The sequence below is a fragment of the Alteromonas sp. H39 genome (assembly GCF_047556435.1).
Classification (GTDB): Bacteria; Pseudomonadota; Gammaproteobacteria; order Enterobacterales; family Alteromonadaceae; genus Alteromonas.
The window spans coordinates 485,250-509,670 of sequence record NZ_CP180210.1 but is presented as its reverse complement, the minus strand read 5'-3'; the positions used below and the strand labels follow the sequence as shown (position 1 = coordinate 509,670).

At 49.2% G+C, this 24,421-nt stretch carries 24 protein-coding genes and 1 pseudogene; 20 read left to right on the top strand and 5 right to left on the bottom strand.

The window, feature by feature from the left end; genetic code table 11:
• The first annotated feature begins 69 nt into the window (after positions 1-69).
• The 12 genes and pseudogenes from pilM (at position 70) to ACLBLI_RS02040 (ending at position 10,851) form a co-directional block, all read left to right on the top strand.
• Positions 70-1,137: a type IV pilus assembly protein PilM gene (pilM, locus tag ACLBLI_RS02095; protein ID WP_414829527.1), complete on the top strand. Its 1,068-nt coding sequence runs from the start codon at positions 70-72 to the stop codon at positions 1,135-1,137.
• Positions 1,125-1,709, top strand: coding sequence for a PilN domain-containing protein (locus ACLBLI_RS02090; protein WP_414829526.1), 585 nt, complete (start codon positions 1,125-1,127; stop codon positions 1,707-1,709). Before pilM ends, ACLBLI_RS02090 begins: the two co-directional genes overlap by 13 nt.
• 1 nt (position 1,710) lies before the next feature.
• Positions 1,711-2,319: a type 4a pilus biogenesis protein PilO gene (locus ACLBLI_RS02085; RefSeq protein ID WP_414829525.1), complete on the top strand. Its 609-nt coding sequence runs from the start codon at positions 1,711-1,713 to the stop codon at positions 2,317-2,319.
• A complete protein-coding gene (locus ACLBLI_RS02080; RefSeq protein WP_414829524.1) occupies positions 2,316-2,864 on the top strand; it encodes a pilus assembly protein PilP in 549 nt (182 codons plus the stop codon). The genes ACLBLI_RS02085 and ACLBLI_RS02080 overlap by 4 nt, the downstream gene beginning before the upstream one ends.
• Entirely contained in the window at positions 2,857-4,629 is a 1,773-nt protein-coding gene (locus ACLBLI_RS02075; RefSeq protein WP_414829523.1) for a type IV pilus secretin PilQ, read from the top strand. The genes ACLBLI_RS02080 and ACLBLI_RS02075 overlap by 8 nt, the downstream gene beginning before the upstream one ends.
• Positions 4,630-4,933: 304 nt before the next feature.
• The gene (gene aroK, locus ACLBLI_RS02070; protein WP_218309200.1) at positions 4,934-5,449 is read left to right on the top strand and encodes a shikimate kinase AroK; all 516 of its coding nucleotides are present in this window, start codon (positions 4,934-4,936) and stop codon (positions 5,447-5,449) included.
• Positions 5,450-5,473: 24 nt separating this feature from the next.
• Positions 5,474-6,541 (top strand): 3-dehydroquinate synthase, encoded by a 1,068-nt coding sequence (aroB, locus tag ACLBLI_RS02065; protein ID WP_414829522.1) that lies wholly within the window; start codon positions 5,474-5,476, stop codon positions 6,539-6,541.
• A 72-nt stretch (positions 6,542-6,613) separates the two neighbouring features.
• A complete protein-coding gene (locus ACLBLI_RS02060; protein ID WP_414829521.1) occupies positions 6,614-8,110 on the top strand; it encodes an SPOR domain-containing protein in 1,497 nt (498 codons plus the stop codon).
• Positions 8,111-8,199: 89 nt separating this feature from the next.
• Positions 8,200-8,985: pseudogene (locus tag ACLBLI_RS02055) on the top strand (MASE4 domain-containing protein); the annotation flags it as partial.
• A gap of 48 nt (positions 8,986-9,033) precedes the next feature.
• Positions 9,034-9,657: a GGDEF domain-containing protein gene (locus ACLBLI_RS02050; RefSeq protein ID WP_414830882.1), complete on the top strand. Its 624-nt coding sequence runs from the start codon at positions 9,034-9,036 to the stop codon at positions 9,655-9,657.
• Positions 9,658-9,804: 147 nt separating this feature from the next.
• Entirely contained in the window at positions 9,805-9,933 is a 129-nt protein-coding gene (locus tag ACLBLI_RS02045) for a hypothetical protein (RefSeq protein WP_414829520.1), read from the top strand.
• A 12-nt stretch (positions 9,934-9,945) separates the two neighbouring features.
• Positions 9,946-10,851: a Dam family site-specific DNA-(adenine-N6)-methyltransferase gene (locus ACLBLI_RS02040; protein WP_414829519.1), complete on the top strand. Its 906-nt coding sequence runs from the start codon at positions 9,946-9,948 to the stop codon at positions 10,849-10,851.
• Positions 10,852-11,104: 253 nt separating this feature from the next.
• Here ACLBLI_RS02040 and ACLBLI_RS02035 read toward each other — a convergent pair whose 3' ends face one another.
• The 3 genes from ACLBLI_RS02035 to ACLBLI_RS02025 form a co-directional block, all read right to left on the bottom strand.
• Complete coding sequence (locus ACLBLI_RS02035) at positions 11,105-11,302, bottom strand: DUF2970 domain-containing protein (RefSeq protein ID WP_414829518.1); 198 nt, start codon at positions 11,300-11,302, stop codon at positions 11,105-11,107.
• Positions 11,302-11,601: a hypothetical protein gene (locus tag ACLBLI_RS02030; RefSeq protein ID WP_414829517.1), complete on the bottom strand. Its 300-nt coding sequence runs from the start codon at positions 11,599-11,601 to the stop codon at positions 11,302-11,304. The genes ACLBLI_RS02035 and ACLBLI_RS02030 overlap by 1 nt, the downstream gene beginning before the upstream one ends.
• A gap of 254 nt (positions 11,602-11,855) precedes the next feature.
• Positions 11,856-12,521 (bottom strand): TorF family putative porin, encoded by a 666-nt coding sequence (locus tag ACLBLI_RS02025; RefSeq protein ID WP_414829516.1) that lies wholly within the window; start codon positions 12,519-12,521, stop codon positions 11,856-11,858.
• 402 nt (positions 12,522-12,923) lie between these two features.
• On the opposite strand from ACLBLI_RS02025, the gene rpe reads away from it, so the two are divergent.
• The 8 genes from rpe to ACLBLI_RS01985 all read left to right on the top strand — a co-directional run bounded on the left by rpe (position 12,924) and on the right by ACLBLI_RS01985 (position 21,479).
• Positions 12,924-13,601: a ribulose-phosphate 3-epimerase gene (gene rpe, locus ACLBLI_RS02020; protein ID WP_414829515.1), complete on the top strand. Its 678-nt coding sequence runs from the start codon at positions 12,924-12,926 to the stop codon at positions 13,599-13,601.
• Positions 13,602-13,635: 34 nt separating this feature from the next.
• Positions 13,636-14,643 (top strand): tryptophan--tRNA ligase, encoded by a 1,008-nt coding sequence (gene trpS, locus ACLBLI_RS02015; protein WP_414829514.1) that lies wholly within the window; start codon positions 13,636-13,638, stop codon positions 14,641-14,643.
• 20 nt (positions 14,644-14,663) lie between these two features.
• Entirely contained in the window at positions 14,664-15,263 is a 600-nt protein-coding gene (locus ACLBLI_RS02010) for an anthranilate synthase component II (RefSeq protein ID WP_414829513.1), read from the top strand.
• Positions 15,264-15,438: 175 nt separating this feature from the next.
• Positions 15,439-16,602: an HDOD domain-containing protein gene (locus ACLBLI_RS02005; protein ID WP_414829512.1), complete on the top strand. Its 1,164-nt coding sequence runs from the start codon at positions 15,439-15,441 to the stop codon at positions 16,600-16,602.
• A gap of 295 nt (positions 16,603-16,897) precedes the next feature.
• Complete coding sequence (locus ACLBLI_RS02000; RefSeq protein WP_414829511.1) at positions 16,898-18,106, top strand: aspartate aminotransferase family protein; 1,209 nt, start codon at positions 16,898-16,900, stop codon at positions 18,104-18,106.
• 26 nt (positions 18,107-18,132) lie between these two features.
• Positions 18,133-19,167: an arginine N-succinyltransferase gene (astA, locus tag ACLBLI_RS01995; protein ID WP_414829510.1), complete on the top strand. Its 1,035-nt coding sequence runs from the start codon at positions 18,133-18,135 to the stop codon at positions 19,165-19,167.
• A gap of 14 nt (positions 19,168-19,181) precedes the next feature.
• On the top strand, positions 19,182-20,651 hold the full coding sequence (gene astD / locus ACLBLI_RS01990; protein WP_414829509.1) for a succinylglutamate-semialdehyde dehydrogenase: 1,470 nt from the start codon (positions 19,182-19,184) through the stop codon (positions 20,649-20,651).
• Between the two features lie 21 nt (positions 20,652-20,672).
• Positions 20,673-21,479 carry a DUF1338 domain-containing protein gene (locus ACLBLI_RS01985; protein ID WP_414829508.1) on the top strand — a complete coding sequence of 269 codons (807 nt, stop codon included), beginning with the start codon at positions 20,673-20,675 and terminating at the stop codon, positions 21,477-21,479.
• A gap of 226 nt (positions 21,480-21,705) precedes the next feature.
• Here ACLBLI_RS01985 and ACLBLI_RS01980 read toward each other — a convergent pair whose 3' ends face one another.
• A complete protein-coding gene (locus ACLBLI_RS01980; protein WP_414829507.1) occupies positions 21,706-23,859 on the bottom strand; it encodes a putative bifunctional diguanylate cyclase/phosphodiesterase in 2,154 nt (717 codons plus the stop codon).
• 2 nt (positions 23,860-23,861) lie between these two features.
• Positions 23,862-24,398: a heme NO-binding domain-containing protein gene (locus ACLBLI_RS01975; protein ID WP_414829506.1), complete on the bottom strand. Its 537-nt coding sequence runs from the start codon at positions 24,396-24,398 to the stop codon at positions 23,862-23,864.
• Positions 24,399-24,421: the final 23 nt, after the last annotated feature.

Sequence of the window (24,421 nt, the reverse complement as noted above, 5' to 3'; positions counted from 1 at the left end):
CATAAATAACGAAAAAGTTGCGTAATATCCTAAGGTAGAGAAGTCACCTATGAATTCGGACACCAGCACATGAAATCGCTGTTTAAGAAAAAATTGCCCCCCATTGTGGGCGTAGACATAGGCACGCGTCAAATAAAAGCTGTGCTGTTAGAACAGTCCGGTGATGGTTATGCGCTGCAGGGTTATGCCTGTGAGCCAATTACCAAAAATGCTTTTCAGGAGCGCGAAATCAAAGATTTCGAGCCGTTAAGCATTGCCCTTAAGAAACTTAAGAAGTCTCTTAATACGCGTGTCAAACAAATAGCAGTCGCTGTGGCAGGAAGCTCGGTAATCAGTAAGGTGGTTTATATGGAGCCGGACCAAAACGATTTTGAACTGGAAAATCAGATTGAAATCGAAGCCGACAGCCTGATCCCTTACCCTCTGGATGAAGTCTACCTGGATTTCGAAGAGATGGGCGAAAGTAAAACCCATGTGGGCAAAGTCGATGTGTTGTTAACTGCCGCGCACAAAGATCAGGTGGATCAGCGTCTCGTAGTTGTTCGCGAAGCCAGCTTCGAGCCAAAGATTGTGGACGTTGAAGGGTACGCTTTAGGAAATGCTATCGACTTCTTTTATCACGGTGGTGAAGAAGGGAAGCCAGTATGCTGCATTAATGTTGGCGCTTCTCTGCTTCAGGTATGCGTGGTAGAAAACGGTAACGTCACATACAGCAAAGAACATGCATTTGGCTTAAATGCACTGATCAACGACCTGGCTGCCATTCACATGATTGAGCGCGAAGAGGCAGAGCGACAATTACTAAGCCATACCCTCCCCTCTACCTGGGTCGAGGACACGCTACCCATTTTTGCGGCCAACCTGCAGCAAAATATCAACAGGGCGTTGCAGATGTATATGACAACGCTGCACGCCGAACGACCATCTAAAATTGTTTTTAGTGGCGGTGCAGCCGTACTGTCGCCACTCATTGAAATTCTGCAGCAGGAATTCGACATTGATGTTGAGGTATTCAATCCTTTTGAAGGCATGAATATCAATTCTAAACTGGATGCCACTCAACTACAGGAAATCGCACCGCAGTTAGCTATTGCTGCCGGGCTAGCGAGTCGGAGTTTTACGCCATGGCACATATAAACCTGCTTCCCTGGCGTGAAGAGCAGCGTCAGCATCAGAAGAAACAATACCTGCTCGGCATGGTCGCGGTCGCGGCAATCGTCGGGTTGATTTTCTGGTTTATCGGACAAGCTATTGATCAGCAAATTAAGCATCAGAATGCCCGGAACGCCTATCTGGAAAAAGAAATTTCCGTGCTTGATCAGCAAATTCAGGAAATCCAGAAAATTAAAGAAAGTAAAACCGCAATTGAACGTCGCATGGCACTTATTGAACAGCTTCAGGCAAGCCGGAATACTGCCCCGACAGTGTTCGATGAACTTGCCCGTATTGTTCCGCCTGGCGTGTCATTCAGATCGATGCGTCGCACTGGCAATATCATCGAGATAGAAGGTATTAGTGAATCGAACAACCGGTTGTCAGACTTCATGCGTAAACTGGAGGCATCAAAAGTATTCACTGGCGGCGATTTATCTTCCATTGTCGCCGATACTAATGCGAATGATGCGATTAGCGAGTTTAATCTGAGATTTGGTATTAGTCCGCTGGTTGCGCCGGTGCACCCGGTAGCCACAACGAAGGAGGCAAAATAAGATGAAATTTGACGCCTCAAAATTAAAAGAGCTAAACGAACTCGACTTCGAACAAATCGCCATCTGGCCTCAAGAAGTCAAAATTGTTGTAACCGCTTTCGTTGCCATTGTTATCGGCGCGCTGAGCTACTATCTGCTGATTAGTCCAAAGCTACCCATTCTCGATAAAGCCGAGGTAAAGGAGCAGGAGTTAAAATTACAGTTTGAAGCAAAATACCGGATTGCGGTTAACCTTGAAGCTTATAAAGAGCAGCTTGCGCGTATCGAAGAGGATTTTTCTTCGATGCTGAAATCGCTACCCACAAGCAACGAAACACCTGGCTTACTGGACGATATCACTTACGTAGGCACTACATCCGGACTAAACTTTAAAATGCTGAACTGGCAGCAGGAGATTCCAAAGGAGTTTTATACTGAGCTGCCAATCGAGATGGAAGTGTCTGGCCGTTATCATAATTTTGGTGAATTTGTCTCGAAAATCGCGGACTTACCACGTATCGTAACGTTGCACGATTTTACAATCGATAACCAGAGTGATGAGCTGCGGCTGCAGTTGCAGGCAAAAACCTACCGCACGGCTAACGATGGCACGCAAGGGGGTAATCAATGAGAACCCCGCAACGTGTCGTATTGTTGGCGCTCTGCGTAGGCGCACTGGCTGCTTGCTCACCGAAGCTGGACGACCTGCAAACCTATACGGAGCAGGTGAAACAAACCACACAGGTATCTATTGAGCCTTACCCTGAGTTTGCAGAGCAGCCGGCGTTTGTTTACGCAGCACAGGAGCTGAGAAGCCCGTTTGTGCGTCCGAGAAATAAACAAACGCAAACAGAGGTGGTTCAAAAAGCCAACTGTTTACAGCCGGATTTCAGTCGACAGAAAGAAAAGCTCGAAGAATATGGCCTTGATGCGTTGTCCTTGTCGGGAAGTTTTACCTCTCAGGGCAAGCGCTGGGCGCTGTTCAAAACAAATGATGGCGGGTTATACAAAGCAACTATTGGGAGCCACGTTGGCTTATTCCATGGCGAAGTAAAATCTGTCAACCAAAATGAAGTAGTGATCGAACAATTGCTGCCTGACGGAGCGGGTTGCTGGCAACGTAAAGAGACGACGCTGACGCAAGCCTCGGCAGCAGGAGAAAATGGTAATGTCTGAACGATATATTTTTAATAAAAAGCTAAACAGACGCAGCAACAAATGGGTGTGGCTAAGCGGTTCTGCCGTGGCGTTATTTCTGTTTCAGGTGTTTGCCGAGCCGGTTCATGCTCAAGAAGAGCCGGTACTGCTGGATCCGTACGCAGAATCACAACAGGTATTTAATGCCACGCTAACCGACATTGGATTCACCCGGGCTGCAAACAATACAGCAGTTACTACCCTGACTTTCGATGGCAGCAAGGGCAACCCTCAGCTGATTGAGTCCAAAGGGCAGCTCACTGTGATTTTACCGCGCGTGGAGCTGGCAGAAGATCAGTTGGTGGAGCTGGATGTCATGCAGTTTGGCACTGCGGTTTCTACCATTGAAACGTTTCAGGATGAAGAAGCCTCACGGGTTGTAATTTCTTATGAAGGCCGGGTCTTTGCCCGCAACTCAGAGCAGGATAATACACTACGTGTGGAAATCCAGCCGATGACTGATGAAGAAATTGCAGAGCTGGACCAAAGCACCAAATACACCGGTGAGCCGCTGTCACTGGACTTCCAGGACGTACCGGTACGTAAGGTGCTGCAAATTATCGCGCAGGTAAACGGATTTAACCTTGTCACTACCGATACCGTATCTGGCAACGTTACTATTAGCCTGACCGGTGTTCCCTGGGATCAGGCGTTAGACATGATCCTGAAAGTAAAAGGCCTGGATAAGCGATTAGACGGCAACATCTTGCTGATTGCCCCCTCTGAAGAGCTGGCAGCGCGCGAAGCACAGCAACTGCAGTCGAAAAAGCAGGTAGCCGATCTGGCGCCGCTGAAATCCGCCAGCATTACCGTGAATTACGCGAAAGCCGCAAACCTTGCGACCATACTGAAAACCTCAGAGGGTGGTATTTTGACCGAGCGTGGTTCCGTGACGGTGGATGAACGAACCAATACGATCCTGGTGCGAGACACGCAGGAGTCGATTGACGAAGCTCGCCAGTTGGTAGACTCGCTGGATATACCGGTTAAGCAAGTATTAATTGAAAGCCGCATGGTAACGGTACGTGACAATATCGACGAACAACTTGGCGTGCGCTGGGGCTTCAGTGACCGTCAGGACGATGATGGTGTCTCAGGTTCTATTGAAGGGGCGCAAACCATAGCGGGCGGCACCATCCCCAGCATCAGTGATCGCTTGAATGTGAATCTGCCGGTAAGCAGTCCTGCAGGTCGCATTGGATTCCAGATAGCCAGTCTGGTTGATGGTACTATTCTTGACCTTGAGCTCTCTGCGCTGGAATCAGAGAATAAAGGTGAGATTATCGCCAGTCCACGCATTACTGTGGCGAATCAGCAGGAAGCCTACATTGAGCAGGGTACTGAAATTCCTTATGTACAATCGACATCAAGTGGTGCGACATCAGTAGAATTCAAAAAGGCCGTACTGAGCCTGAAAGTCACGCCACATATTACACCGGATAACCGCATCATTCTTGACCTGGTTGTAACGCAGGATACTCGTGGCGAGACGGTATCTACCTCCACCGGCCCTGCCGTGGCAATTGATACTCAGGAGATCAAAACGCAAGTATTGGTCGAAAACGGCGAAACCGTTGTGCTGGGTGGTATTTTCCAGCAAATCAATACTGATGATGTCAGCAAGGTTCCTCTGTTTGGCGACCTTCCGGTTGTGGGTGCGCTGTTTCGCAACACCGGGAAGCTTTACCAGAAGCGAGAGCTGCTGATTTTCGTAACACCGAAAATCGTCGCTGAAACGCTTTAAGCAAGGACAATACCGTCAGAATCAGGCTGTATATAAATATGTTTTCGTTGAAGGGTGCTGGTTAGCGCCCTTTTTCTTTCACTAAACCATTTTAACCATCTGATTTTTAAAGAGTTAGAATTAGGGTTCAACAAAACTTGCAACGCCTTGCAGTAAACTGAGATAATCCCGCTCTCGAAATTAAAGCGAGGTTAAAGGCGCAGTGCTTATTGAACGGTAAAATAAGCATGAATGAATGGGTGGCCAGACAGCGTTTTCCTAACACACCACCCCTAACATTAGAAAAGTTGTGATATAAGCAAATATGGCTGAAAAACGTAATATCTTTTTGGTTGGCCCTATGGGTGCGGGCAAGAGCACTATAGGCAGACACCTGGCAGATGAACTTCACCTTGAGTTTTATGATTCCGATCAGGAGATCGAGCGACGCACTGGCGCCGATATTGCCTGGATTTTCGACCTGGAAGGTGAAGATGGCTTTCGCAAACGCGAAGAGACTGTTATTAATGATCTGACAGACAAGCAAGGAATTGTACTTGCAACCGGAGGCGGTTCTGTGGTTAATAAAGCAGTACGCAACCGTTTGTCAGCGCGTGGAATTGTGGTGTATCTGCAAACGACTATCGACAAACAGGTAGCACGCACACAACGCGATAAGCGTCGCCCATTATTACAGAACGGCGACCCGGAACAAGTGCTTCGCGATCTGGCTCAAGAGCGTAATCCTATGTACGAAGAAGTAGCAGACTACGTAGTAGATACCGACGACCAGTCTGCACGTTCCGTTGCAAACCAAATCATCAGCAAAATCGGTTTATAACCTATAGAAAGAGGAGCTACGCCCATGTCAACCTTAACTGTGGAACTTGGAGAGCGTAGTTACCCAATACAAATTGAAGCCGGACTGCTCAGCCAGCCCGGCTTTTTTGTGCCCTATATTCAGGGTCCTCTCGCCGTCATTGTGACTAATGAAACCGTTGCCCCACTCTATCTGGAGCAGGCTAAGGCGTGCTGTGGTGACAAACAGGTTGAAACCATCATTCTGCCAGATGGCGAGCAGTATAAAACGCTGGATCAGTTTGGCGTAGTAATGACCCGCCTGCTGAAGATGAACGCTGCCCGCGATACCACGCTAATTGCGCTGGGTGGCGGTGTTATCGGCGACCTTTGTGGTTTCGTCGCGGCGACCTATCAGCGCGGGGTGCCTTTTATCCAGGTGCCTACCACATTGTTATCTCAGGTCGACTCCTCAGTAGGAGGTAAAACCGCGGTAAATCATCCGCTGGGTAAAAACATGATTGGTGCCTTTTACCAACCGGTATTCGTAGCAATAGACACCGACTCCTTGCGGTCGCTGCCGGCTCGCGAATTCAGTGCCGGCATGGCAGAAGTTATCAAGTACGGCATTATTTATGATGCCGATTTTTTCAGCTGGCTGGAAGCGAATGCTGACGCACTGAAAACGCAGGAGCAGGCGCCGTTAATTCAGGCAATTCAGCGTTGCTGTGAAATTAAAGCTGAGGTGGTAGCGCAGGATGAGCGCGAGGGTGGATTGCGTGCCATACTTAACCTTGGGCACACTTTTGGCCATGCCATTGAGGCCGAACTCGGCTATGGCAACTGGCTACATGGTGAGGCAGTAGCAGCTGGTACTATAATTGCTTGTAACACTGCAATGCATCTTGATTGGTTTACAGCGTCGGAAACCCGTCGCGTCAGCGACCTCTTCCTCGCATTTGATTTGCCAGTGAAAGGCCCGGCAAGCATGACCAAAGCCGACTACGTTAAGCATATGAAGCGCGACAAAAAAGTCGAAGCGGGCAATATTCGGTTTGTGCTTCCGCAACACATTGGTAAAGCGGTAGTGACCAAAGACGTCACCGATGAGATCCTCACGGCTGTGCTTGCCTGAAACCAAAAGATGCCTTCACTAACGGTCTATCGGCCTGACTGACCAACAGGCAAAGACGCTGAGGGTACGCTCGTGCATTCTGAACTGCATGAAAGACTGGAATATTTAGTCAATTATTCGTCGCAACTGATCTTTGTCAGTGGTGATTCTATTGCGCAGCAACAACGTACGCTGGAAGCGTTTGTCTTCCAACAGCACGACGATACCGAAATTGCCTACGTCACCGCCGAGCCCGACATGGAGCTCTCAGATTACCGTCGGCAGCTATGCAGGCAACTGCTAGGTCAGGTCGTTGGCAGCTACGTCAGGCCCTTGAATGAACTGCTGTCATCACTCAACCAGCATGAAGGTCCAATCCTTATTACCCTAACGCAGGCACAGCATATGCCTGACAGATTGCTTCAGGAACTCTGGGATTTAGTGTTACAAAGTCGGTTTGCGGGTAATAAGCAGCACCTGAACGTGTTGTTATTCGGGGAGACCACGTGGGCCGAGAATGCTAAACAGTGGCTTCCTGCTAAGAATACCGATACGCCGCTGTTGATAAGCAGCCAGTCTGTGCACTCGGAGCCCGAAAGCTCTGACTTAGATAAGCTGATAGCCCGCAGACGGGAAGACTTTCAACAGCATATGGCCAGACGCTACAGTCAGTCTCAGCAATCTTTTACTCCCCTACTGAAGTCGCCGTGGTTTATCGCTGCGGTGGTGATGATTTTCCTGAGTTTATTTGGCTCGCTGATAGCATGGCAATACGGCGACGATATCAGCTCGCTGTTTTCGCCAATAAAAAGTGAGACGGTCAATGCCGATAACAATACTGTTGCACCGGGCTCGGCGTTCGATAGAATCGCCGCGCCACAAGCGCAGGCCACGCCAGATGCTAACGAAAATCAACCGTTGACCCGTCCACAAACATCGACCGATCAGGACAACAGTTCCCGGTTAGTCACGCAATGGGACGACGCTGTTGATGCACTTCCACGCACACAAACCAGCTCGACGAAGGTGGACGACCCGCTACCTGAAAGCAATGGAAATGCCTTAACCACGACTGTGCCGTCTGAGGATAAGCCCGTCGAGGCAACCGATAACCAGGCAGCAGTTGTGGCCCCTGACCTCAATACCAGCCCAGAGAATCTGGAGACAGCGCCCTCGTCTGAAACGCAGGCCTTACCAGAGGATAACGCGATTGCTCAAAGCGCAACGCCCGACAGCGCCAATAGCAATGGTGAAAATAACGATGTAACCGTATCGGTAAATGCTGACAATGATCTTGTGGTGAACCGTGTTCGCCAGAACGATTTCATGTTGCAACTTGCGGGAATGAAAGATAAAGCGCTGCTCGCCCGCTTCGTCAGTGACAACAACTTGTCTGCACTTACTCACGTTTATCGCACCCAGCGCTACGGCGGCGACTGGTACGTGTTGCTGTTCCATCAACCATTTGGATCTTTACAGGAAGCACGCCAGGCACTCACCTCTTTGCCTGAGTATCAGGGACGAGACAACGCTTTTGTAAAACGTGGCAGCCAGATCCTGAATGAGCTTAATGTAGATACGAATAAATAACACCGCGTCTACACACAGCAATACACCGCGTTGTGATCGAGATGACTCGCCAGTGCGTAACGAATGGTTTTATCGTCTAGATCTTATATATGTCACTGCACACCCGAAGCCGCGCGCAATACGACCATCTGAACTCTCGCCCGGGTTCGCTGCAATATGGTATTTTGGCGGGTGTTGCTTTTCTCATTGTGGTTGCCAGTATCTGGTCAATTATCAATGGCCGTGCAGAAGGCACTGCGTCACCCTTATTTCTGGGCACGTACGGCGGCATGGTTTTCGTTCTTGAACTCTTTTCTGCAATTCTGCTTTTCTCACAATTCAGAAACACCGGCATTCTAACCTTTGGTTTGCTCTCTTGTGCATACCTCTGGGTTGTTCTGATTGCCCCTATTCAGGTTGCAATGCTTGCCGGCGCGTTCGATCAGTTCAGCTATATTGCTACAGAGCATTCACAAGCCGCCTGGTTATGGACCTTTTGGCACCTGGGCTTCCCGGTCATCGTTACTATCGCCATGTTGCTGGATGGCAGCTCCCCGGTGGTTACAGATCAATTCTAGAGCTGGGCACTGCTCATTTTTGGTTCAACAATTACAATCGCGCTTCTGGCTATCGTTCCAACGATTTTCGGCTGGATCACCTACCCTGAGCTTATTAAGGACACATCGGTTTTTACCTCTGGTCTGTTGGACATCATTGGCCCCCTGAATGTGATGCTTTGCACAGCAGCGCTGTTGACAATTATTCTGAAAGGCAGACTTGCTAACGCGATATATGCGTGGCTGGTTATTGCGATGCTTGCAACGGCGTGTGAAGGTATGGTGGCGATATATTCAGGGTCCCGCTTCAGTGTTGGCTGGTATGCGTCCAGAGCATTGAGTCTGGTGTCATCGTCAGCGGTCTTTATTGCCCTGCTGCTGGAAACCATGCACCTGTACCACAAGGTGATTAGACAAAATACCGCACTGCATGAGATGGCAAGCACTGACGGTTTGTCAGGGCTTGCAAACCGACGCGCCTTTGATGAGCGTCTTGAGCAGGATACGCAACGCACGCAGCGGGATCAGCTCCCTATCAGTCTAATTCTGATTGATATAGACAACTTTAAGCAGTTTAACGACACTTACGGGCATCCTAATGGCGATCGCTGTATTCGTCATGTATCTGACAAAATGGCCGCGACAATAAACCGGAGTACCGACTTTATCGCCAGGTTTGGGGGAGAAGAATTTGCAGTGCTTCTTCCCTCCCACACTATTAACCAGGCACTTACCGTAGCAGAGAGACTTCGCAAAGCGATTGCGCAATCGGCAATGGAACTCGACGATGGCAGTGAGGTGCGTGTCACGGCAAGCTTCGGTGTTGCCACTATCAGTTCGCATGCTGTTTATGACGAGCAGGCACTTATCAACCGTGCCGATACCGCGCTTTACCAAGCGAAGGCATCTGGCAGAAATTGTGTACGGAGTCATGAGCAGACTACGTTGCCAGAAGAGCCTTCCTATCCATCACACCCCATGTCAGGTCATGCGACCCGGTTGGAAGCATAGTGCGCTAAGCGCATTGTCAGTCTTCACAATTGTGGGTCGCAATTTCAGCCAGACTTTTCCCTGTCAGAGAGTATTTGCACGTAATAGTAGGTCGCAATTTATATAAAAACGCGCCAGCGATGAGTTTGCAGGTTGTCGCGATCTCCGATGCCAGATACAATCCTATTTCATAAGAGTGGTATTGTCGTGCCTGAAAGTCTGTCATTTAACCTGGCATGGCCGCCTCAGCACATTCTGGAAATTCTGGAAGCCACCGCTTACATTCCGCGCGGGTAGTTTTAGTAGAGCATGATGCAAAAGAAAAACCGGGCCTTCCTCAAATGGGCCGGTGGCAAGTACAGTCTGGTTGAGCATATTGCAGCCAAGTTACCTCAGGCGAACAAGCTTATTGAGCCGTTTGTCGGTGCTGGCTCTGTATTTCTTAATACCCAGTATAAGCGCTATCTGTTAAACGATATCAATCCTGACCTTATAAACCTGTACAACCTGTTAAAAGCACAACCGGATGCTGTGATCCACGATGCCAGACAGTTTTTCACTTCAGGTAAAAATAAAGAAGCCATCTATTATGAATTGAGGGAAGAGTTCAACACGACAACTGACGATTACTATCGCGCCGTGTTGTTTTTGTACCTCAACCGACATGGTTATAACGGCTTGTGTCGATACAGCCTGGCGGGACGATTCAACGTGCCCTTTGGCAGATATAAAAAACCCTATTTTCCTGAAGAAGAAATGCTGGTATTTGCCGAGAAGTCACAGCATGCAACCTTTACCTGCCTGCCGTTTGAGAAAGTATTCAGCCGCGCACGACGGGGAAATGTGATTTATTGCGACCCGCCCTATGCGCCGCTGAGCAAGACAGCCGCCTTTACCAGTTATGCCGCGCGAAGCTTTGGCAATGACGCTCAACATAAACTCGCAGCATTGGCACACAGAGCCTCAGCAGTACGTGGAATACCGGTATTGATTTCGAATCATGATCTTCCTCTTACACGCGAACTGTACAAGGGGGCAGATTTCGATATGCTCTCCGTCAAACGCTCTATTAGTCAAAATGGCGCCCTGCGGAAACCCGCTGCAGAAATTCTTGCTTATTTTCCGCCTAATGAGTCAGCTCCCGGAAAGCCAGCACGTTCTCGCAAGAAGGCCAAAACCGTAGCCGCAAACGCAACCCACATTACCCTTCCCTGATAAAGGCCATTGTGCGCTGACGAGGTTTCGTCAATGTCTTTTGGTTACAGCTCTGTCATAGCTGTTAGCGGGTGAAGGCGCCCAACGCACTAGCTAGCTAACGCTTTCCAAATACGTCATCAGGGCCCATGTCAGCGAAAATACAACAAAAAGCGCCCGCTAAAATTAAGAGACAAAGCAATGAAGCACTGCAGATACGTCAGAAAAGTCGTTTGTAGATAAGATACGCTATCCGTAGCGGTGTAAGCGTCGTTCAACTTACAATGAAACGAACCAAAAGAACCAGTAACGTTACAAATATTACGACAAACACCACGCCAACGGCAATGTACACCACTGGCGATGTTTGCTGGAAATCACGCTGGTAATTTTTGTGGCTTTGTACACCAAACGCACTGGCCAGTACGCTTAAGATTACGGAGAAAAGTCCAGGTTTAGCGGAATCGCCCACTACTGGCCTTTTGGCGTTGAAAAATCGGTGTCGTTACTGCCGCCGTGCAGCAGCTCCAGCAAATCAAGGTAATGAAATTCGTAAGAGAGCGATCGACCTGATATCCAGGATACCCAACTCACTTCGCCATGATTGGCACCCACGCACTGATTTTGTACGTGGCTGGCTGGTAAGCGATTATCATATTCCGTTAAAGGCTGAAACTCGCAAACAGTATCCGGTTCGGTGAACGCCACCAGACCGGCGAATCCTACGCCAGCCACTGCAACCGATAATGTTGTACAGGTTTTTAATGTCATCCTGAGCATTGCCATACGCTTAAAAAGTAACCTCATTATATTGCAAACAGATATTTCGACAACTGATTATTCATTAAAATTTCGAGAACTGTACAATGTGCCAGTACTTACTACGCTTCGTATTGTCTCGTGACTCACCTCGTGTAACCTCAGTGCTTCCTTCAGATTTTGCTTGCCCCAAAATGAAAAGCGCCACTAAAAAGTGGCGCCAGACAAGATTCAACGTGGTAAAGGCATACGCCCTGCAAGGTGTCTTAGAAAGACGTACCCCAGCTAACAACGAATTTGGTATCGTCGTCACCTGACTCATCGTCAGCTTTTGATACTGTCAGGGTGAAATCGCCCTTCGACAGGTCCAACTGATAGTGACCATAGTCTGAATCACTACCCAAATCGAAGTCGTAGTAGCCATAAGTTACACCCAGAGCAAACTCGTTTGGCAGATCCCAGCCGTAAGAAACATTGTAGTAGATATCGCCAGTATCAAACAGTGAGCCGTCAGCAACCTGTGAGTTAACTGTGTAAGCCACACCAAAGCCAAAGCCCATATAACTACCGTTAAAGTAAACTTCGCCGAAGTCTGAATCTTCGTAGCCAGTTGCCGGATAGTTATAATAGATGTAGCCGACATCGTAACCGAAATCACCTGACGCGCCACTGTAGCCTAAGTAGTAGTCGTTCTCAGTCGCGCCGCCTGCACCCCAATCAATTGTTCCAATCCAGGTTCCCGCATAAAAACCGCTCTCATGCGAATAGTCGACACCACCAGAAATTGATGGATCATTCATGCTTTGTGTAACGCCACGCCACAGGTAATTACTGGTAACACCGATGTTAGCCTCTACGGCAGCCTGCGCCTGACTCAATCCACTTGCAGCGACTATGGCAACTGCCAACGCTGACATTTTCAATGTTTTCATGTGTGTTCTCCGTTGGATTTATTAAATTGATATTCTTAACTTTTCTGTCTTTTTGTTCTTATGCCCCTACTACGCAAAAGTGATGCCCAACCACACCACAAATTATTTTTGCCACAAAAAATGGATAAACAGCTGTTTTTCATGAATTTTTATTCACCTCAAAATACTCACACAATAACGCGGCACCAGGGGAGATGATTAAAATTGCACCAAAATGCAGCGCCCTCACTGAAACAGTGCAGGTTTTTCGCTTTTTAAGCCCATGGCTTTTCGGTACACTCTGTGCTCACTTTCACAGGGTGCATAAGCAGGCGCTACTTTGTTCAACCTGCTTCTATGCAACAGGTTCAATCGCCCTGATATTTGACGTTTTCAAGCGTGGTTTAGAGATAAGGAATGGCTATGGCTAAGTGTTTAATTGCTCCTTCCATTTTGTCAGCTGATTTTGCGAGACTCGGTGAGGAAGTCGATGCGGTTTTGCGAGCCGGGGCAGATATCGTTCACTTTGATGTGATGGATAACCACTATGTACCAAACCTGACGTTTGGGCCGATGATTTGTGAAGCGTTGAGAAATTACGGGATTACTGCTCCCATCGATGTTCACCTGATGGTAAAACCCGTTGACGATCTGATAGAGAAGTTCGCCAAAGCGGGAGCCAGTTACATCAGCTTTCATCCGGAAGCCTCTGAGCATATCGACCGTTCACTACAACTGATAAAAGACCACGGCTGTGAGGCAGGACTGGTACTCAATCCAGCGACACCGCTAAGCTATCTCGATCATGTGATGGACAAGTTACATCACGTGTTAGTGATGTCGGTTAATCCGGGCTTCGGCGGTCAAGCCTTCATTCCTTCAACACTGGATAAAGTTCGCCTGGTGAAGCAACGTATCGCAGAAAGCGGGCGGGATATTCGATTAGAAATTGACGGCGGCGTAAAAGTCGATAACATTCGCGAAATTGCTGAAGCCGGTGCCGATATGTTTGTTGCCGGCTCTGCGATTTTCAACGCGGATGACTACGCGGATGTCATCCGCGCGATGCGACAAGAAATCGCTCACACCGAAACAGCATAAACCACATAATTTACAGTTTTACAGGTAACACACCATGAGCAACAAACCCATTGTATTAAGCGGCTGCCAGCCTTCAGGACAACTCACATTAGGCAACTATATGGGTGCGCTGAAGCAGTGGGTTTCCATGCAGGATGATCATGACTGCCTGTATATGCTGGTTGATTTGCACGCCATTACCGTTCGTCAGGAACCTGAAAAGCTTTATAACGCTTGCCTGGATGGTTTGGCGTTATATCTGGCGTGTGGCATCGATCCTGAAAAAAGCACCTTGTTTGTGCAGTCGCACGTTCCTGAACATGCGCAACTTGCCTGGGTGCTGAACTGCTACACCCAAATGGGTGAGCTTAACCGCATGACCCAGTTTAAAGACAAGTCAGCCAAGAACGTTAACAACATCAATGTGGGTCTTTATAGTTATCCGGTGCTGCAAGCTGCCGACATCCTTGTTTATAATGCGCACAAAGTGCCTGTAGGTGAAGATCAGAAGCAGCACCTGGAGCTGACTCGCGACATCGCGACTCGCTTTAACAACCTTTACGGCGACATTCTTACCCTGCCTGATCCGTATATTCCTGAGTTTGGCGCGCGCATCATGAGCCTGCAGGAGCCGGATCGCAAGATGTCCAAGTCGGATACCAATCCGAATAACTACATTGGTCTGCTGGAAGAACCGAAGAAGCTGGCGAAAAAAGTAAAACGTGCGGTAACAGACTCTGATGAGCAGGCGCGCATCTACTTCAACCCGGAAGAAAAGCCCGGCGTGTCCAATCTGCTAACCCTATTATCACTTGCTACCGGCAAATCGATTGATAGCCTTGTTCCAGAGTACGAAGATAAAATGTACGGCCACCTGAAAGGCGATGTTGCTGATGCGGTGGTTGCATTAGTTGAGCCTATTCAGGAAAAGTTCAAAGCTCTGCGTGAAGATCGCGCCTACCTGGACAGCGTCATGAAACAAGGTGCGGAAAAAGCCTCTGCACGCGCATCAGAAACACTTGAAAAAGTTTATGATGCCGTTGGTTTTATTAAAAAGCCCTGACCAATCTCTCCGGCTGAGACATGCTGCTACTTATAGATAACTTTGACTCGTTCACACACAACCTGGCGCGGTATTTCCGCGAACTGGGTTGTGAGGTTGAGGTCGTCCGCAACAATGCCATTACACTGGCAGAAATATCAGCGCTTAACCCCGAGCAGTTAGTCATATCGCCTGGTCCGTGTACGCCCGATGATGCGGGTATCAGCCTCGACGTCATTGCCCGCTTTGCAGGCACGATCCCCATCCTGGGTGTATGCCTCGGACATCAGGCAATAGGACAGGTATTCGGTGCCACCGTGACCAGTGCCCGGGAAATCCGGCATGGTAAAACTTCAGCGGTGCTTCATAAGAGTACAGAACTGTTTCAGCAGGTTCCCAGCAACTTTTTAGCTACGCGATATCATTCACTGGTAATTGCCCCTGAAAGCTTGCCAGTGTCACTGCAGGTAGATGCATGGTGCGAACATGAGGATGGTTACCGTGAGATTATGGCTGTGTCACACAAAACTCTGCCGGTGTGGGGGGTTCAGTTCCATCCGGAGTCGCTGCTGACCGAGTATGGCCATGCCATTCTGGACAATTTTTTAAAGCAGGCAAGTCGGTTCAAAAAAACAGCCTGACGCTTCTGTTATCAGCAGGCTTATCTCACGAATATATTGTTCTTAAGTATAAAAAGTTAAAGTCTGTTCACTTTTTCCGATAAATACAGGTAGTATCTGATTATTCGGAAGACATTATATGTATGCAGTTAGTCTCGTGCCGCAGGCAGCATCGACACGCAGGAGCTTTTTTACCATGACGGACGATAAGTCGTTGCCCGCTTTTGATGAGCGCTTCGACAATCTTCTTATTGCACAGGAACGTGTATTTAAAATGCTGGGGCGTCGTAGTCCTGGCGAAGTAAGTTTCGAAGAGTCAGAACAGGGAGACGCTCGCCGCGAACTCCTTCATGTTGAAAAAGTGGCAATTAAGAATAAAGCGCTGCAGGAACAGCACGAAGCGTCTTTTATTGACAGCGTGCGTTTTGACCTGCATGAGCTGGTCATGCATGAGCTCAATATGCAGCTGGAGAGTTCCGAAAACCTCTATCAGAAAGTATTGTCATTATCTGACGATACCGCTGACATGCTCGACACCCTCTCTTTGCGTACCGCCACCATATCACGAATCGAACATTATGCCGCTGCACAACCGTGGCTGTATGATGAGCTGATGCAGATTGTGAATTCGCCAGCCCATCGTCGTCGCGACTCAAAAGGGCGGGTTATTGTGGTAGAGTCGCTCCGCACAGCGCTCAGTTTCATTGGCATTGAGAATTTGCGGATTATTCTGCCATCACTTGTCTTCAAAAGAACACTACCGCAAATCACCGACCCGTATCCGCAGATCAAGCATAAGCTTCTTCAGTACGCTAACGGAACCGCTGTTGCTGCACGTGAGCTAGCACGCTTCACGTCGGTTAAACCCATGGATGCCTACACACTTGGCATGCTGTCTAACCTGGGACGCTGCGCCATTACGCGGTTGTATTTCCGACTTTTTGACAGTGTGCAACGCACCATGCTGGAAGAGGCGCAACGCAACCGTCAGCGCGATGTGCATGACGCGTTGTTAAAAATACGCCCCTCTGCGAACTATCTGATAGCGCTGCAAAACGAATATGCAGATAATGTGAGCGCTGATATTTTTGAACATATGCATTTCAAGCGACTGGGGATTGTTGCTCCTATGCGCAGCATTGCTAACAAAGAAAAAGCTGACTCCGATACCCTTGCAGATGTGCTGGCTCAGGCCCGTCACTATGCGCAGGTTCGTATGGCGTATCAACTTCGCGTCGTCGAGAAAAAAGAGCTCAAGCCGCTGTTTGTTCAGCGTAAATACCCTTCCGGTGCGCTTGAAGCGTTAAAAGAAGTAGATATTTTTCAGTTACCGGTTATCTCTTCGTCAGAAAACAGTTAATTTTTTGTGGATATTCATGCAACCGCAGCCCTGCGGTTGCTGTTTCCCGGCACATTCCAACAACGTAAAGCCGTTCAGCCGAATGGTCTAATCTGTTGTTTTTCCCGTTAAATAGATAGTTATTCACTTTTCCTGCAAATTAAGCCATAACCCTTGAAAATCAAGGGCTTCAGAGGCATACAGGGAAGACATTGTGTTGAATAAATGGCATACTACCACGCTATTCCGATCACTATTCGCGTCGGAACTTTCGCCAATTGGCCCTGAAAACGACGCTCACATAGAGGTAAAAAAGATGAAGGTAACTCGCGCAACATTTGATGAAGTCATGGTCCCCAACTACAACCCGGCAGGTATGGTACCGGTTCGCGGCGAAGGGTCGCGTGTATGGGACCAGGATGGTGCAGAGTACATCGATTTTGCCGGCGGTATCGCCGTAAACGTGCTGGGTCACTGCCATCCTGAACTGGTAAAAGCACTGACCGAGCAGGGCAACAAGTTGTGGCACCTGTCTAACGTATTCACTAACGAACCGGCTTTGCGCCTGGCATCAAAACTGACCAGCGCCACCTTTGCCGACAAAGTGTATTTTGCTAACTCTGGTGCTGAAGCCAACGAAGCCGCTTTGAAACTGGCTCGTCGCTGGGCTCTGGATAAGCACGGCGAAGACAAAAACCAGATTATTGCATTCAATAAAGGTTTCCATGGCCGTACATTCTTTACCGTAACAGTAGGTGGTCAGGCAGCGTATTCTGACGGCTTTGGGCCTAAACCTGGTGCCGTTGATCACTGTGACTATAACGATCTTGAAGCCTTTGAAAAGCTGATTTCAGACAACACCTGTGCGGTAATGATGGAACCACTACAAGGTGAAGGCGGTATTATTTCTCCGGATGCAGACTTCGTCAAAGGTGTCCGTGAATTATGTGACAAGCATAACGCACTGTTGATATTCGATGAGGTTCAGTCAGGTGTGGGTCGTACCGGTCACCTGTATGCCTACATGGGCCTTGGTGTCACACCAGATATTCTGACGACTGCAAAATCGTTGGGCGGCGGCTTCCCAATTGGTGCCATGCTAACTACCACTGACATCGCAGCACACCTGAAGCCAGGTACTCACGGTAGTACCTATGGTGGTAACCCACTGGCTTGTGCGGTTGCAGAAAAGGCGTTTGATATCGTAAACGACCCAGCGGTACTGGAAGGTGTACTTCAAAAAGAAGCGTTGTTCCGTGAGCTACTGGCCGACATCAACAACAAGTACCACGTTTTCAGTGAAATCCGCGGTAAAGGCATGCTGCTTGGCTGCGCCCTGAACGACGATTACCAGGGCCGTGCCCGTGACTTTTTGGTTGCCTCAGCAGACGAAAAACTAATGTGTCTAGTTGCTGGCATGAACGTCATTCGTTTCGCGCCGTCACTGATTATTCCTGAAGAAGATATCAGAGAAGGTATGGCTCGCTTCGAACGTGCTGTCGCCACCGTCGCTAGCGCGAAGTAATTACACTTTTTGTTGAGTAAGCGTTTATGAATATTATTCGCCCAATCACATCGGCCGACTATGCTGCGCTGTATGATATTGCTGAAGAATCCGGTATCGGCTTTACGTCGCTACCGGTAAACGAGGAGCTGTTGCACCGCAAAATTGACCGTGCCACCAACTCTTTTGACAAAAATGTCACTCAGCCCGGCAACGAATCGTATCTTTTCGTTATGGAAGATACGCTAACCGGTCAGGTGGTAGGCACCAGCGGCATTGAAGCTGCTGTGGGCCTGGATGATGCGTTTTACCACTATCACCTGGGGAAAGTGGTGCATTCATCCCGTGAGCTTAAGATTCACAATACCGCGGAAATACTCACATTCTGCAATGACTACACGGGCGTGACGGAAATCTGCACCCTGTTTCTGCGGGAGCAGGCACGAGGCGGCATTAACGGCCGTTTCCTGTCAAAAGTTCGTTTTCTGTTTATGATGGAGCATCGTCACCGTTTCGCGGAAACCGTCATTGCGGAAATGCGCGGCGTCAGTGATGAACAAGGCCGGTCTCCGTTTTGGGAGTGGCTGGAAGAGCACTTCTTCTCAATGGACTTCCCAACCGCAGACTACTTGTCCGGCATCGGTAATAAGGTGTTTATCGCCGAGCTGATGCCAAAGTATCCGATTTACGTGAACCTGCTCAGCAAAAAAGCGCAGGCAGTGATTGGCGAAGTGCATGACAAAACGCGTCCCGCACTGCGACTACTGCAGGAAGAAGGCTTTAGTTGTCGTGGTTACGTCGATATCTTCGACGCTGGTCCGACGGTAGAAGCCAACCTCAGCCATGTACGTACGGCACAGGCCAGTCGCAAGTTGCCGGTGGTTATTGACGATCAAACCGCAGCGCAGGGACAGACCAGCTACATCATAAACACCTCTGTAAAAGATTTTCGCGCTGTCGCGACCGAAATGGCAGTGAGCGAAGAGCAGCAGGTTGCCGTATTGTCACGTCAGGCAGCCGCAGCGCTCAATATCAAAGAAGGTGATGCAGTCCGGTTCGCTCCGGTGAAATTCAGAGACTAATTACAGGACCCTACATGCAAACTACACATTATATAAACGGCGAATGGCAGGCCGGTAACGGACACCCGTTAAAATCTGTCGATCCAGCGAAAAATGCCGTCATTTGGGAAGGCATGTCTGCTTCTCCTGAACAGGTCGATGCGGCCATTCGCGCTGCCCGTGACGCTGCACCAGAGTGGGCAGCCATGACCGTAGAAGCTCGCCTGGAAATCATTAAGCGCTTCGGTGCGCTGTTAGAAGAGAATAAGCCTCACCTTACCAAGGTCATTGCCAAAGAAACCGGCAAACCTGAGTGGGAAACCGCGACCGAAGTGGGCGCCATGATGGGCAAAATTGGTATCTCCGAGAAAGCCTATTTTGAACGTACCGGTACGGTAGAAAACCCAATGCCGGTAGGCCAGGCGTTTATTCGTCATAAGCCTCACGGTGTGGTTGCGGTTTTCGGCCCTTACAACTTCCCGGGGCACCTGCCAAACGGCCACATTGTTCCGGCTTTGCTTGCCGGTAACACCGTCGTGTTTAAGCCTAGCGATTTAACCCCGCTGGTAGCCGAAGAAATGGTTAAGCTGTGGGATAAAGCCGGATTACCCAAAGGCGTACTCAACCTGGTTCAGGGTGAGGTTGAAACCGGCAAAGCGCTGGCCAGCCATGCCGGAATTGATGGTCTGTTCTTCACCGGGAGCTCACGCACAGGGAAAATTCTGCATGAGCAATTTGCCGGACATCCGGGCAAAATTCTTGCGCTGGAAATGGGGGGGAATAACCCGCTTATCGTCAAAGACGTGGAAAATACTGACGCCGCGGTGCACGATATCGTGCAATCGGCCTTTGTCACCTCAGGTCAACGCTGTACCTGTGCCCGCCGCTTGTTTATTCCTAAGGGTGAGCAGGGCGATGCGCTACTGGCACGCTTTATCGAAGTGACGAAAAACATCAAAGTGGGTGAGTACGACGCTGAGGACCAACCCTTCATGGGCGCCATGATTTCGGCCAATGCTGCTGCCATGATGGTAAGTGCACAAGCTTCTCTGGAAAAAGCCGGCGCGAATGTGCTGGTGCGTCTTGAACAGAAAGATGAAAACAAAGGCTTTGTTACACCGGGCATTATTGATGTCACGGATATTATCAACGATATGCCGGACGAAGAGCACTTCGGCCCGCTGGTTAAGGTTATTCGCTACGAAGACTTCGATGCCGCGATCGCAGAAGCCAACAACACCAGCTTTGGTTTGTCAGCCGGATTCATCGGTGATAGTGAAGACGATTATCGTTACTTCTTCCAGCGCATCCGTGCCGGTATTGTAAACTGGAACCGTCCCATTACAGGCGCCAGCAGCGCGGCACCGTTCGGGGGTATCGGTGATAGTGGCAACCATCGTGCCAGTGCCTACTACGCGGCAGATTACTGCGCCTACCCGGTTGCGTCTGTCGAGCTGGACAAGGTGGCGCTTCCCGGTGCGTTAAATCCAGGGCTTACCCTGTAATCTATTAAGGATAATTGTCAGATGCATAGCAACATCGATACTTTGTTCTCCCACATGTGGGACGATTATGTGACCATTACACCTTCAGCTCACAAGATTCATAAGCTGCTGTTAGGTGAAGAGTCAGGCGACGAGATTGTGAATGATCACGTGGCGTTTCGTACCTTCAAGCTGGACAAAACCCGTCTGGACAAACTGGCTGCTCACTTTCTGGCATTAGGCTATGAAGAGAAAGGCCAGTATGACTTCGAAGCGAAGAAACTGGATGCCAAGCATTTTGAGCACCCGGACGATACGCAGCCTAAAGTATTTATCAGTGAACTGCGTGTTGACGAGCTGTCTGAACAGGCGCAGCAAATCATTCACAAACTGGTAGATCAAATGAACCCGGAAGTGGTCGAGGCAGACAACTTTCTGTATTCAGGCCGTCATTGGGATATCACGAAAGCCGATTACGATACCCTGCTGAACGAATCTGAGTATGCAGCATGGCTTGCCGCATGGGGCTTCCGCGCCAATCACTTCACCGTGAGCGTGAATCACCTGTCTCAGACCAATGAGCTGTCAGAAGTGAATACACTGCTTAAGGAAGCCGGTTTCGTACTGAACACGTCTGGTGGAGAAATTAAGGGTGGCAAAGACGTGCACCTGGCACAATCATCCACCATGGCCGACCGTGCTGACGTCGACTTTGGCGAAGAGACTATCGCCATTCCAAGTTGCTTCTATGAATTTGCGCAGCGCTATGCGATGCCAGATGGCAAGTTGTACCAAGGCTTTGTCGCTGCCTCTGCAGATAAAATCTTCGAGAGCACAAACGCCAAGTAGGCTGTGACCAAACGCGCTTTAGCACAAAAGCAAAAAGCTGCCCCAAGGCAGCTTTTTTTGTTTTTGACCATTCGTCAGTGACCCTGCGCTTATGCACCAGAGCTTGTATCAACCGCAATGCTTTTCGCTGACTTAGCGCGTGAATTTTCAAATGCTGACAAGCCAGCTTCGCAAAGGTGAAGTGGGACAACATCAAGCAAAGCTGGCGCAGCTTAAAGGTTAGCAATCAGAACGTACTTGCAGCGTGTTGCCTTGCCATGAACTGCTCAAAAGGCATCGGCCTGTCAAAGTAAAAGCCCTGCATCAAATCCACATCGCAGTCCTGTAACAGAGGAATGTAAGACTCGCTTTCAACACCCTCTACCACAACATCAAGTCGAAGCCCCTGCAGCATCGCCAACACGCCTTTGAGTAAAGACAAGGCTTTGCTGTCGTGATTGATGTCACGAATTAAACTACGATCTACCTTCACCACCTGAAACTGAAATTTGCGCAGGTAGCTTATTGATGAAAAACCGGTACCGAAATCGTCCAGCGCCAACGAAAACCCGGCTTCCCGGAGCGTCTCAAGACTTCTCACAGCACTGCGTTCATCGCGCATAAAGATGGACTCTGTAATTTCTATTTCAATCATCGATGTCGCAATATCACAGGAGTCACAAATGGCTGCTGCTCTTGACGCAAACTCTTTATCAAGCAACTGATTGGCACTGATATTTATCGACAACGGAATACTCAACCCCTGCGTTTCCATCATGCTGATATAATCACAGGCTGCTTCGAGGGCTTGCAAGCCAATGTCAGAATCGAGCTGGTGTGCTTCTGCCAGCGGAATGAAAACGACTGGAGACACCATGCCGTGAATCGAAGAATGCCAGCGGCAGAGTACCTCTCCCCCTTTTAGCACGCCGCTCCCGTCGTACTTGCCCTGAATATAAAAATCCAGAGCATGATGGCTCACAGCACGGCGCAAATCGCTAAGCAGACTGACACGCTCCTTAATGCTTTCCAGCAAACCTTCCTGGTACGTGTTCACTCTGCCTTTACCGGTTGTTTTCGCCTGATACATCGCCGCGTCGGCGTTTTGAATAAGCGTATCGATGCTCTCACCGTGCAGGGGATATTCGGCAATACCAATACTGGCAGACAGGCGAAGTTCGGTTCCCTGTATATCCAGGGTAATTGACTCAATAAGTTCAATGACACGGCTACACATGTTGCGAGCCTGATCAAGCGTCACCGCTGTCAGCGCGACGACAAACTCATCACCGCCCCACCGCGTAACCTGATTATCATTACTGAATTCGGCAGTGAGCAAATCAGCGATGCGTTTTAGCATAGCATCACCTTGCTCGTGCCCGGCGGTATCATTAATTTGCTTAAATCCATCAAGATCGATAAACGCCAGAATAAACTGCCTGTTTGTCTTGATAACCTGTTCGAGCGCGTCGCGAAGACCATTACGATTACGCAACCCGGTTAAATCGTCATGCAGCGCCATCTTTTGCAATCTGGCTTCATTGGATTTTCGTTCGCTGATATCTCGCAAAGTGGCAATGAGATAGGAGGAGCTCTGGTGTTGCGTTTCAAAACGCGCGATGGAGACATCTACAGATACCTGCTCTCCTTCCGCGTTCGTCACCACGGATTCAAACCTGACTTGCGATCCAGTTCGAAGCATATCGAGGTTGCTATCTGGATCGAGCAAAAACGCAGTCAGTGGCCGTTGAACGCAGTCGGCGCGAGAGTGAACCTGGATTAATTGCAAAAAGGCATCATTGCACTCGTTTATTTCCAACGACTCAGACAACACCAACATGGGCTCGCGGGAGCTGGAAAATGCTGATGCCATCAGGTGAAAAGATTGCTCTGCTTTTCTTTCGCGGGTGATGTCCTTGGTAGTCCCTACTACATGCAAGGCGGAACCATGTTCATCACGTTCCAGTACGCGGCCGCGAAGTCGCATCCACTGAAAGCTTTCTCTGACTTTAAAGCGAAATGCAATTTCCACTCTGTCGCGACCACCATGTACCGCCAGCGTCCAGTGGAATTCAAGATTCGTGATATCGTCTTCATGTACGTGCGACAGCAAATCGATTGGCGAGCCCTGCCAAACCGACTCGCTTTGGCCGCGAAGGGAAAACGACCTCAACTGAAAGGTATCGTTGTGTGCCATCCACTCCCAATACGACTCTTGCGAGGCCCATAACGCCAGTTCCAGTTTTTTCTGTGATGACTGACTGGACTGGAGGGCATCGAAAAGCGCGACACTCTTCTCTGTCAGCAGCTTCTCAGCCTGCTGCCGCGCTTGCCTTTCGCGCTTTAGCCGTCTTTCGAGCAATCCCAGTTGTTGTTCCTGCTCCGGTTCAGGCTTACTCACTACTAAATCACTTTCAGGCTGAATTCGTAGGTGTGAGGGTCGGAAGCTTTAATTGTTTCTCGCTCGACAGGTGTGCCGTAGTGTTCCGCCGCGGCGTCCATCAGACCTTCTGCCAGCGCATATAACTCATGCTTAGAAAAGTAACGAAGCCGCATTGCCGTATCGGTGCGCGAGAGCACCGTAAATTTCGGCAAATCGGCATCCGGGTATAATTTTCGGACCTGTACATGGATATCACCGTCCAGGTACTCCATCACATCAAGCAGACTATCTTTGCCTGAGAGAACCTGACCATGCGCAGCAGCCAGTTTACCAAAAAGGTAGTATCCGAAGTCATGTAAAAGCTCATCTACGGGTTTGCCGGTCTTATCAACCAGCACCGTCACAATCTTTTCCAGCTCGCTAAACGGGTAATAACCCACTGCGGTGAAAGCGCCCTCGTTTTCCAGTTTCGCCTCCACCAATACCTCGTCAGCAAACTCCGGCGACACTTTCTCTTCTAGCATATCTACCAGTGAAGTGAACACAATTCCCAGCATGTAGATCTCTCATCTGTAGCGTT

Bases quoted from the DNA above. Each gene is read 5' to 3' on its own strand.
- ACLBLI_RS01975 (WP_414829506.1), bottom strand. From the start codon at position 24,398: ATGCTGGGAATTGTGTTCACTTCACTGGTAGATATGCTAGAAGAGAAA.
- pilM (WP_414829527.1), top strand. From the start codon at position 70: ATGAAATCGCTGTTTAAGAAAAAATTGCCCCCCATTGTGGGCGTAGAC.
- ACLBLI_RS02000 (WP_414829511.1), top strand. From the start codon at position 16,898: ATGAAGGTAACTCGCGCAACATTTGATGAAGTCATGGTCCCCAACTAC.
- ACLBLI_RS02030 (WP_414829517.1), bottom strand. From the start codon at position 11,601: ATGACATTAAAAACCTGTACAACATTATCGGTTGCAGTGGCTGGCGTA.
- ACLBLI_RS02085 (WP_414829525.1), top strand. From the start codon at position 1,711: ATGAAATTTGACGCCTCAAAATTAAAAGAGCTAAACGAACTCGACTTC.
- astD (WP_414829509.1), top strand. From the start codon at position 19,182: ATGCAAACTACACATTATATAAACGGCGAATGGCAGGCCGGTAACGGA.
- trpS (WP_414829514.1), top strand. From the start codon at position 13,636: ATGAGCAACAAACCCATTGTATTAAGCGGCTGCCAGCCTTCAGGACAA.
- ACLBLI_RS02005 (WP_414829512.1), top strand. From the start codon at position 15,439: ATGACGGACGATAAGTCGTTGCCCGCTTTTGATGAGCGCTTCGACAAT.
- rpe (WP_414829515.1), top strand. From the start codon at position 12,924: ATGGCTAAGTGTTTAATTGCTCCTTCCATTTTGTCAGCTGATTTTGCG.
- ACLBLI_RS02045 (WP_414829520.1), top strand. From the start codon at position 9,805: ATGCCAGATACAATCCTATTTCATAAGAGTGGTATTGTCGTGCCTGAA.
- ACLBLI_RS02075 (WP_414829523.1), top strand. From the start codon at position 2,857: ATGTCTGAACGATATATTTTTAATAAAAAGCTAAACAGACGCAGCAAC.
- ACLBLI_RS02025 (WP_414829516.1), bottom strand. From the start codon at position 12,521: ATGAAAACATTGAAAATGTCAGCGTTGGCAGTTGCCATAGTCGCTGCA.
- ACLBLI_RS01985 (WP_414829508.1), top strand. From the start codon at position 20,673: ATGCATAGCAACATCGATACTTTGTTCTCCCACATGTGGGACGATTAT.
- aroK (WP_218309200.1), top strand. From the start codon at position 4,934: ATGGCTGAAAAACGTAATATCTTTTTGGTTGGCCCTATGGGTGCGGGC.
- astA (WP_414829510.1), top strand. From the start codon at position 18,133: ATGAATATTATTCGCCCAATCACATCGGCCGACTATGCTGCGCTGTAT.
- ACLBLI_RS02090 (WP_414829526.1), top strand. From the start codon at position 1,125: ATGGCACATATAAACCTGCTTCCCTGGCGTGAAGAGCAGCGTCAGCAT.
- ACLBLI_RS02040 (WP_414829519.1), top strand. From the start codon at position 9,946: ATGATGCAAAAGAAAAACCGGGCCTTCCTCAAATGGGCCGGTGGCAAG.
- ACLBLI_RS02010 (WP_414829513.1), top strand. From the start codon at position 14,664: ATGCTGCTACTTATAGATAACTTTGACTCGTTCACACACAACCTGGCG.
- ACLBLI_RS02050 (WP_414830882.1), top strand. From the start codon at position 9,034: ATGCACCTGTACCACAAGGTGATTAGACAAAATACCGCACTGCATGAG.
- aroB (WP_414829522.1), top strand. From the start codon at position 5,474: ATGTCAACCTTAACTGTGGAACTTGGAGAGCGTAGTTACCCAATACAA.
- ACLBLI_RS02080 (WP_414829524.1), top strand. From the start codon at position 2,316: ATGAGAACCCCGCAACGTGTCGTATTGTTGGCGCTCTGCGTAGGCGCA.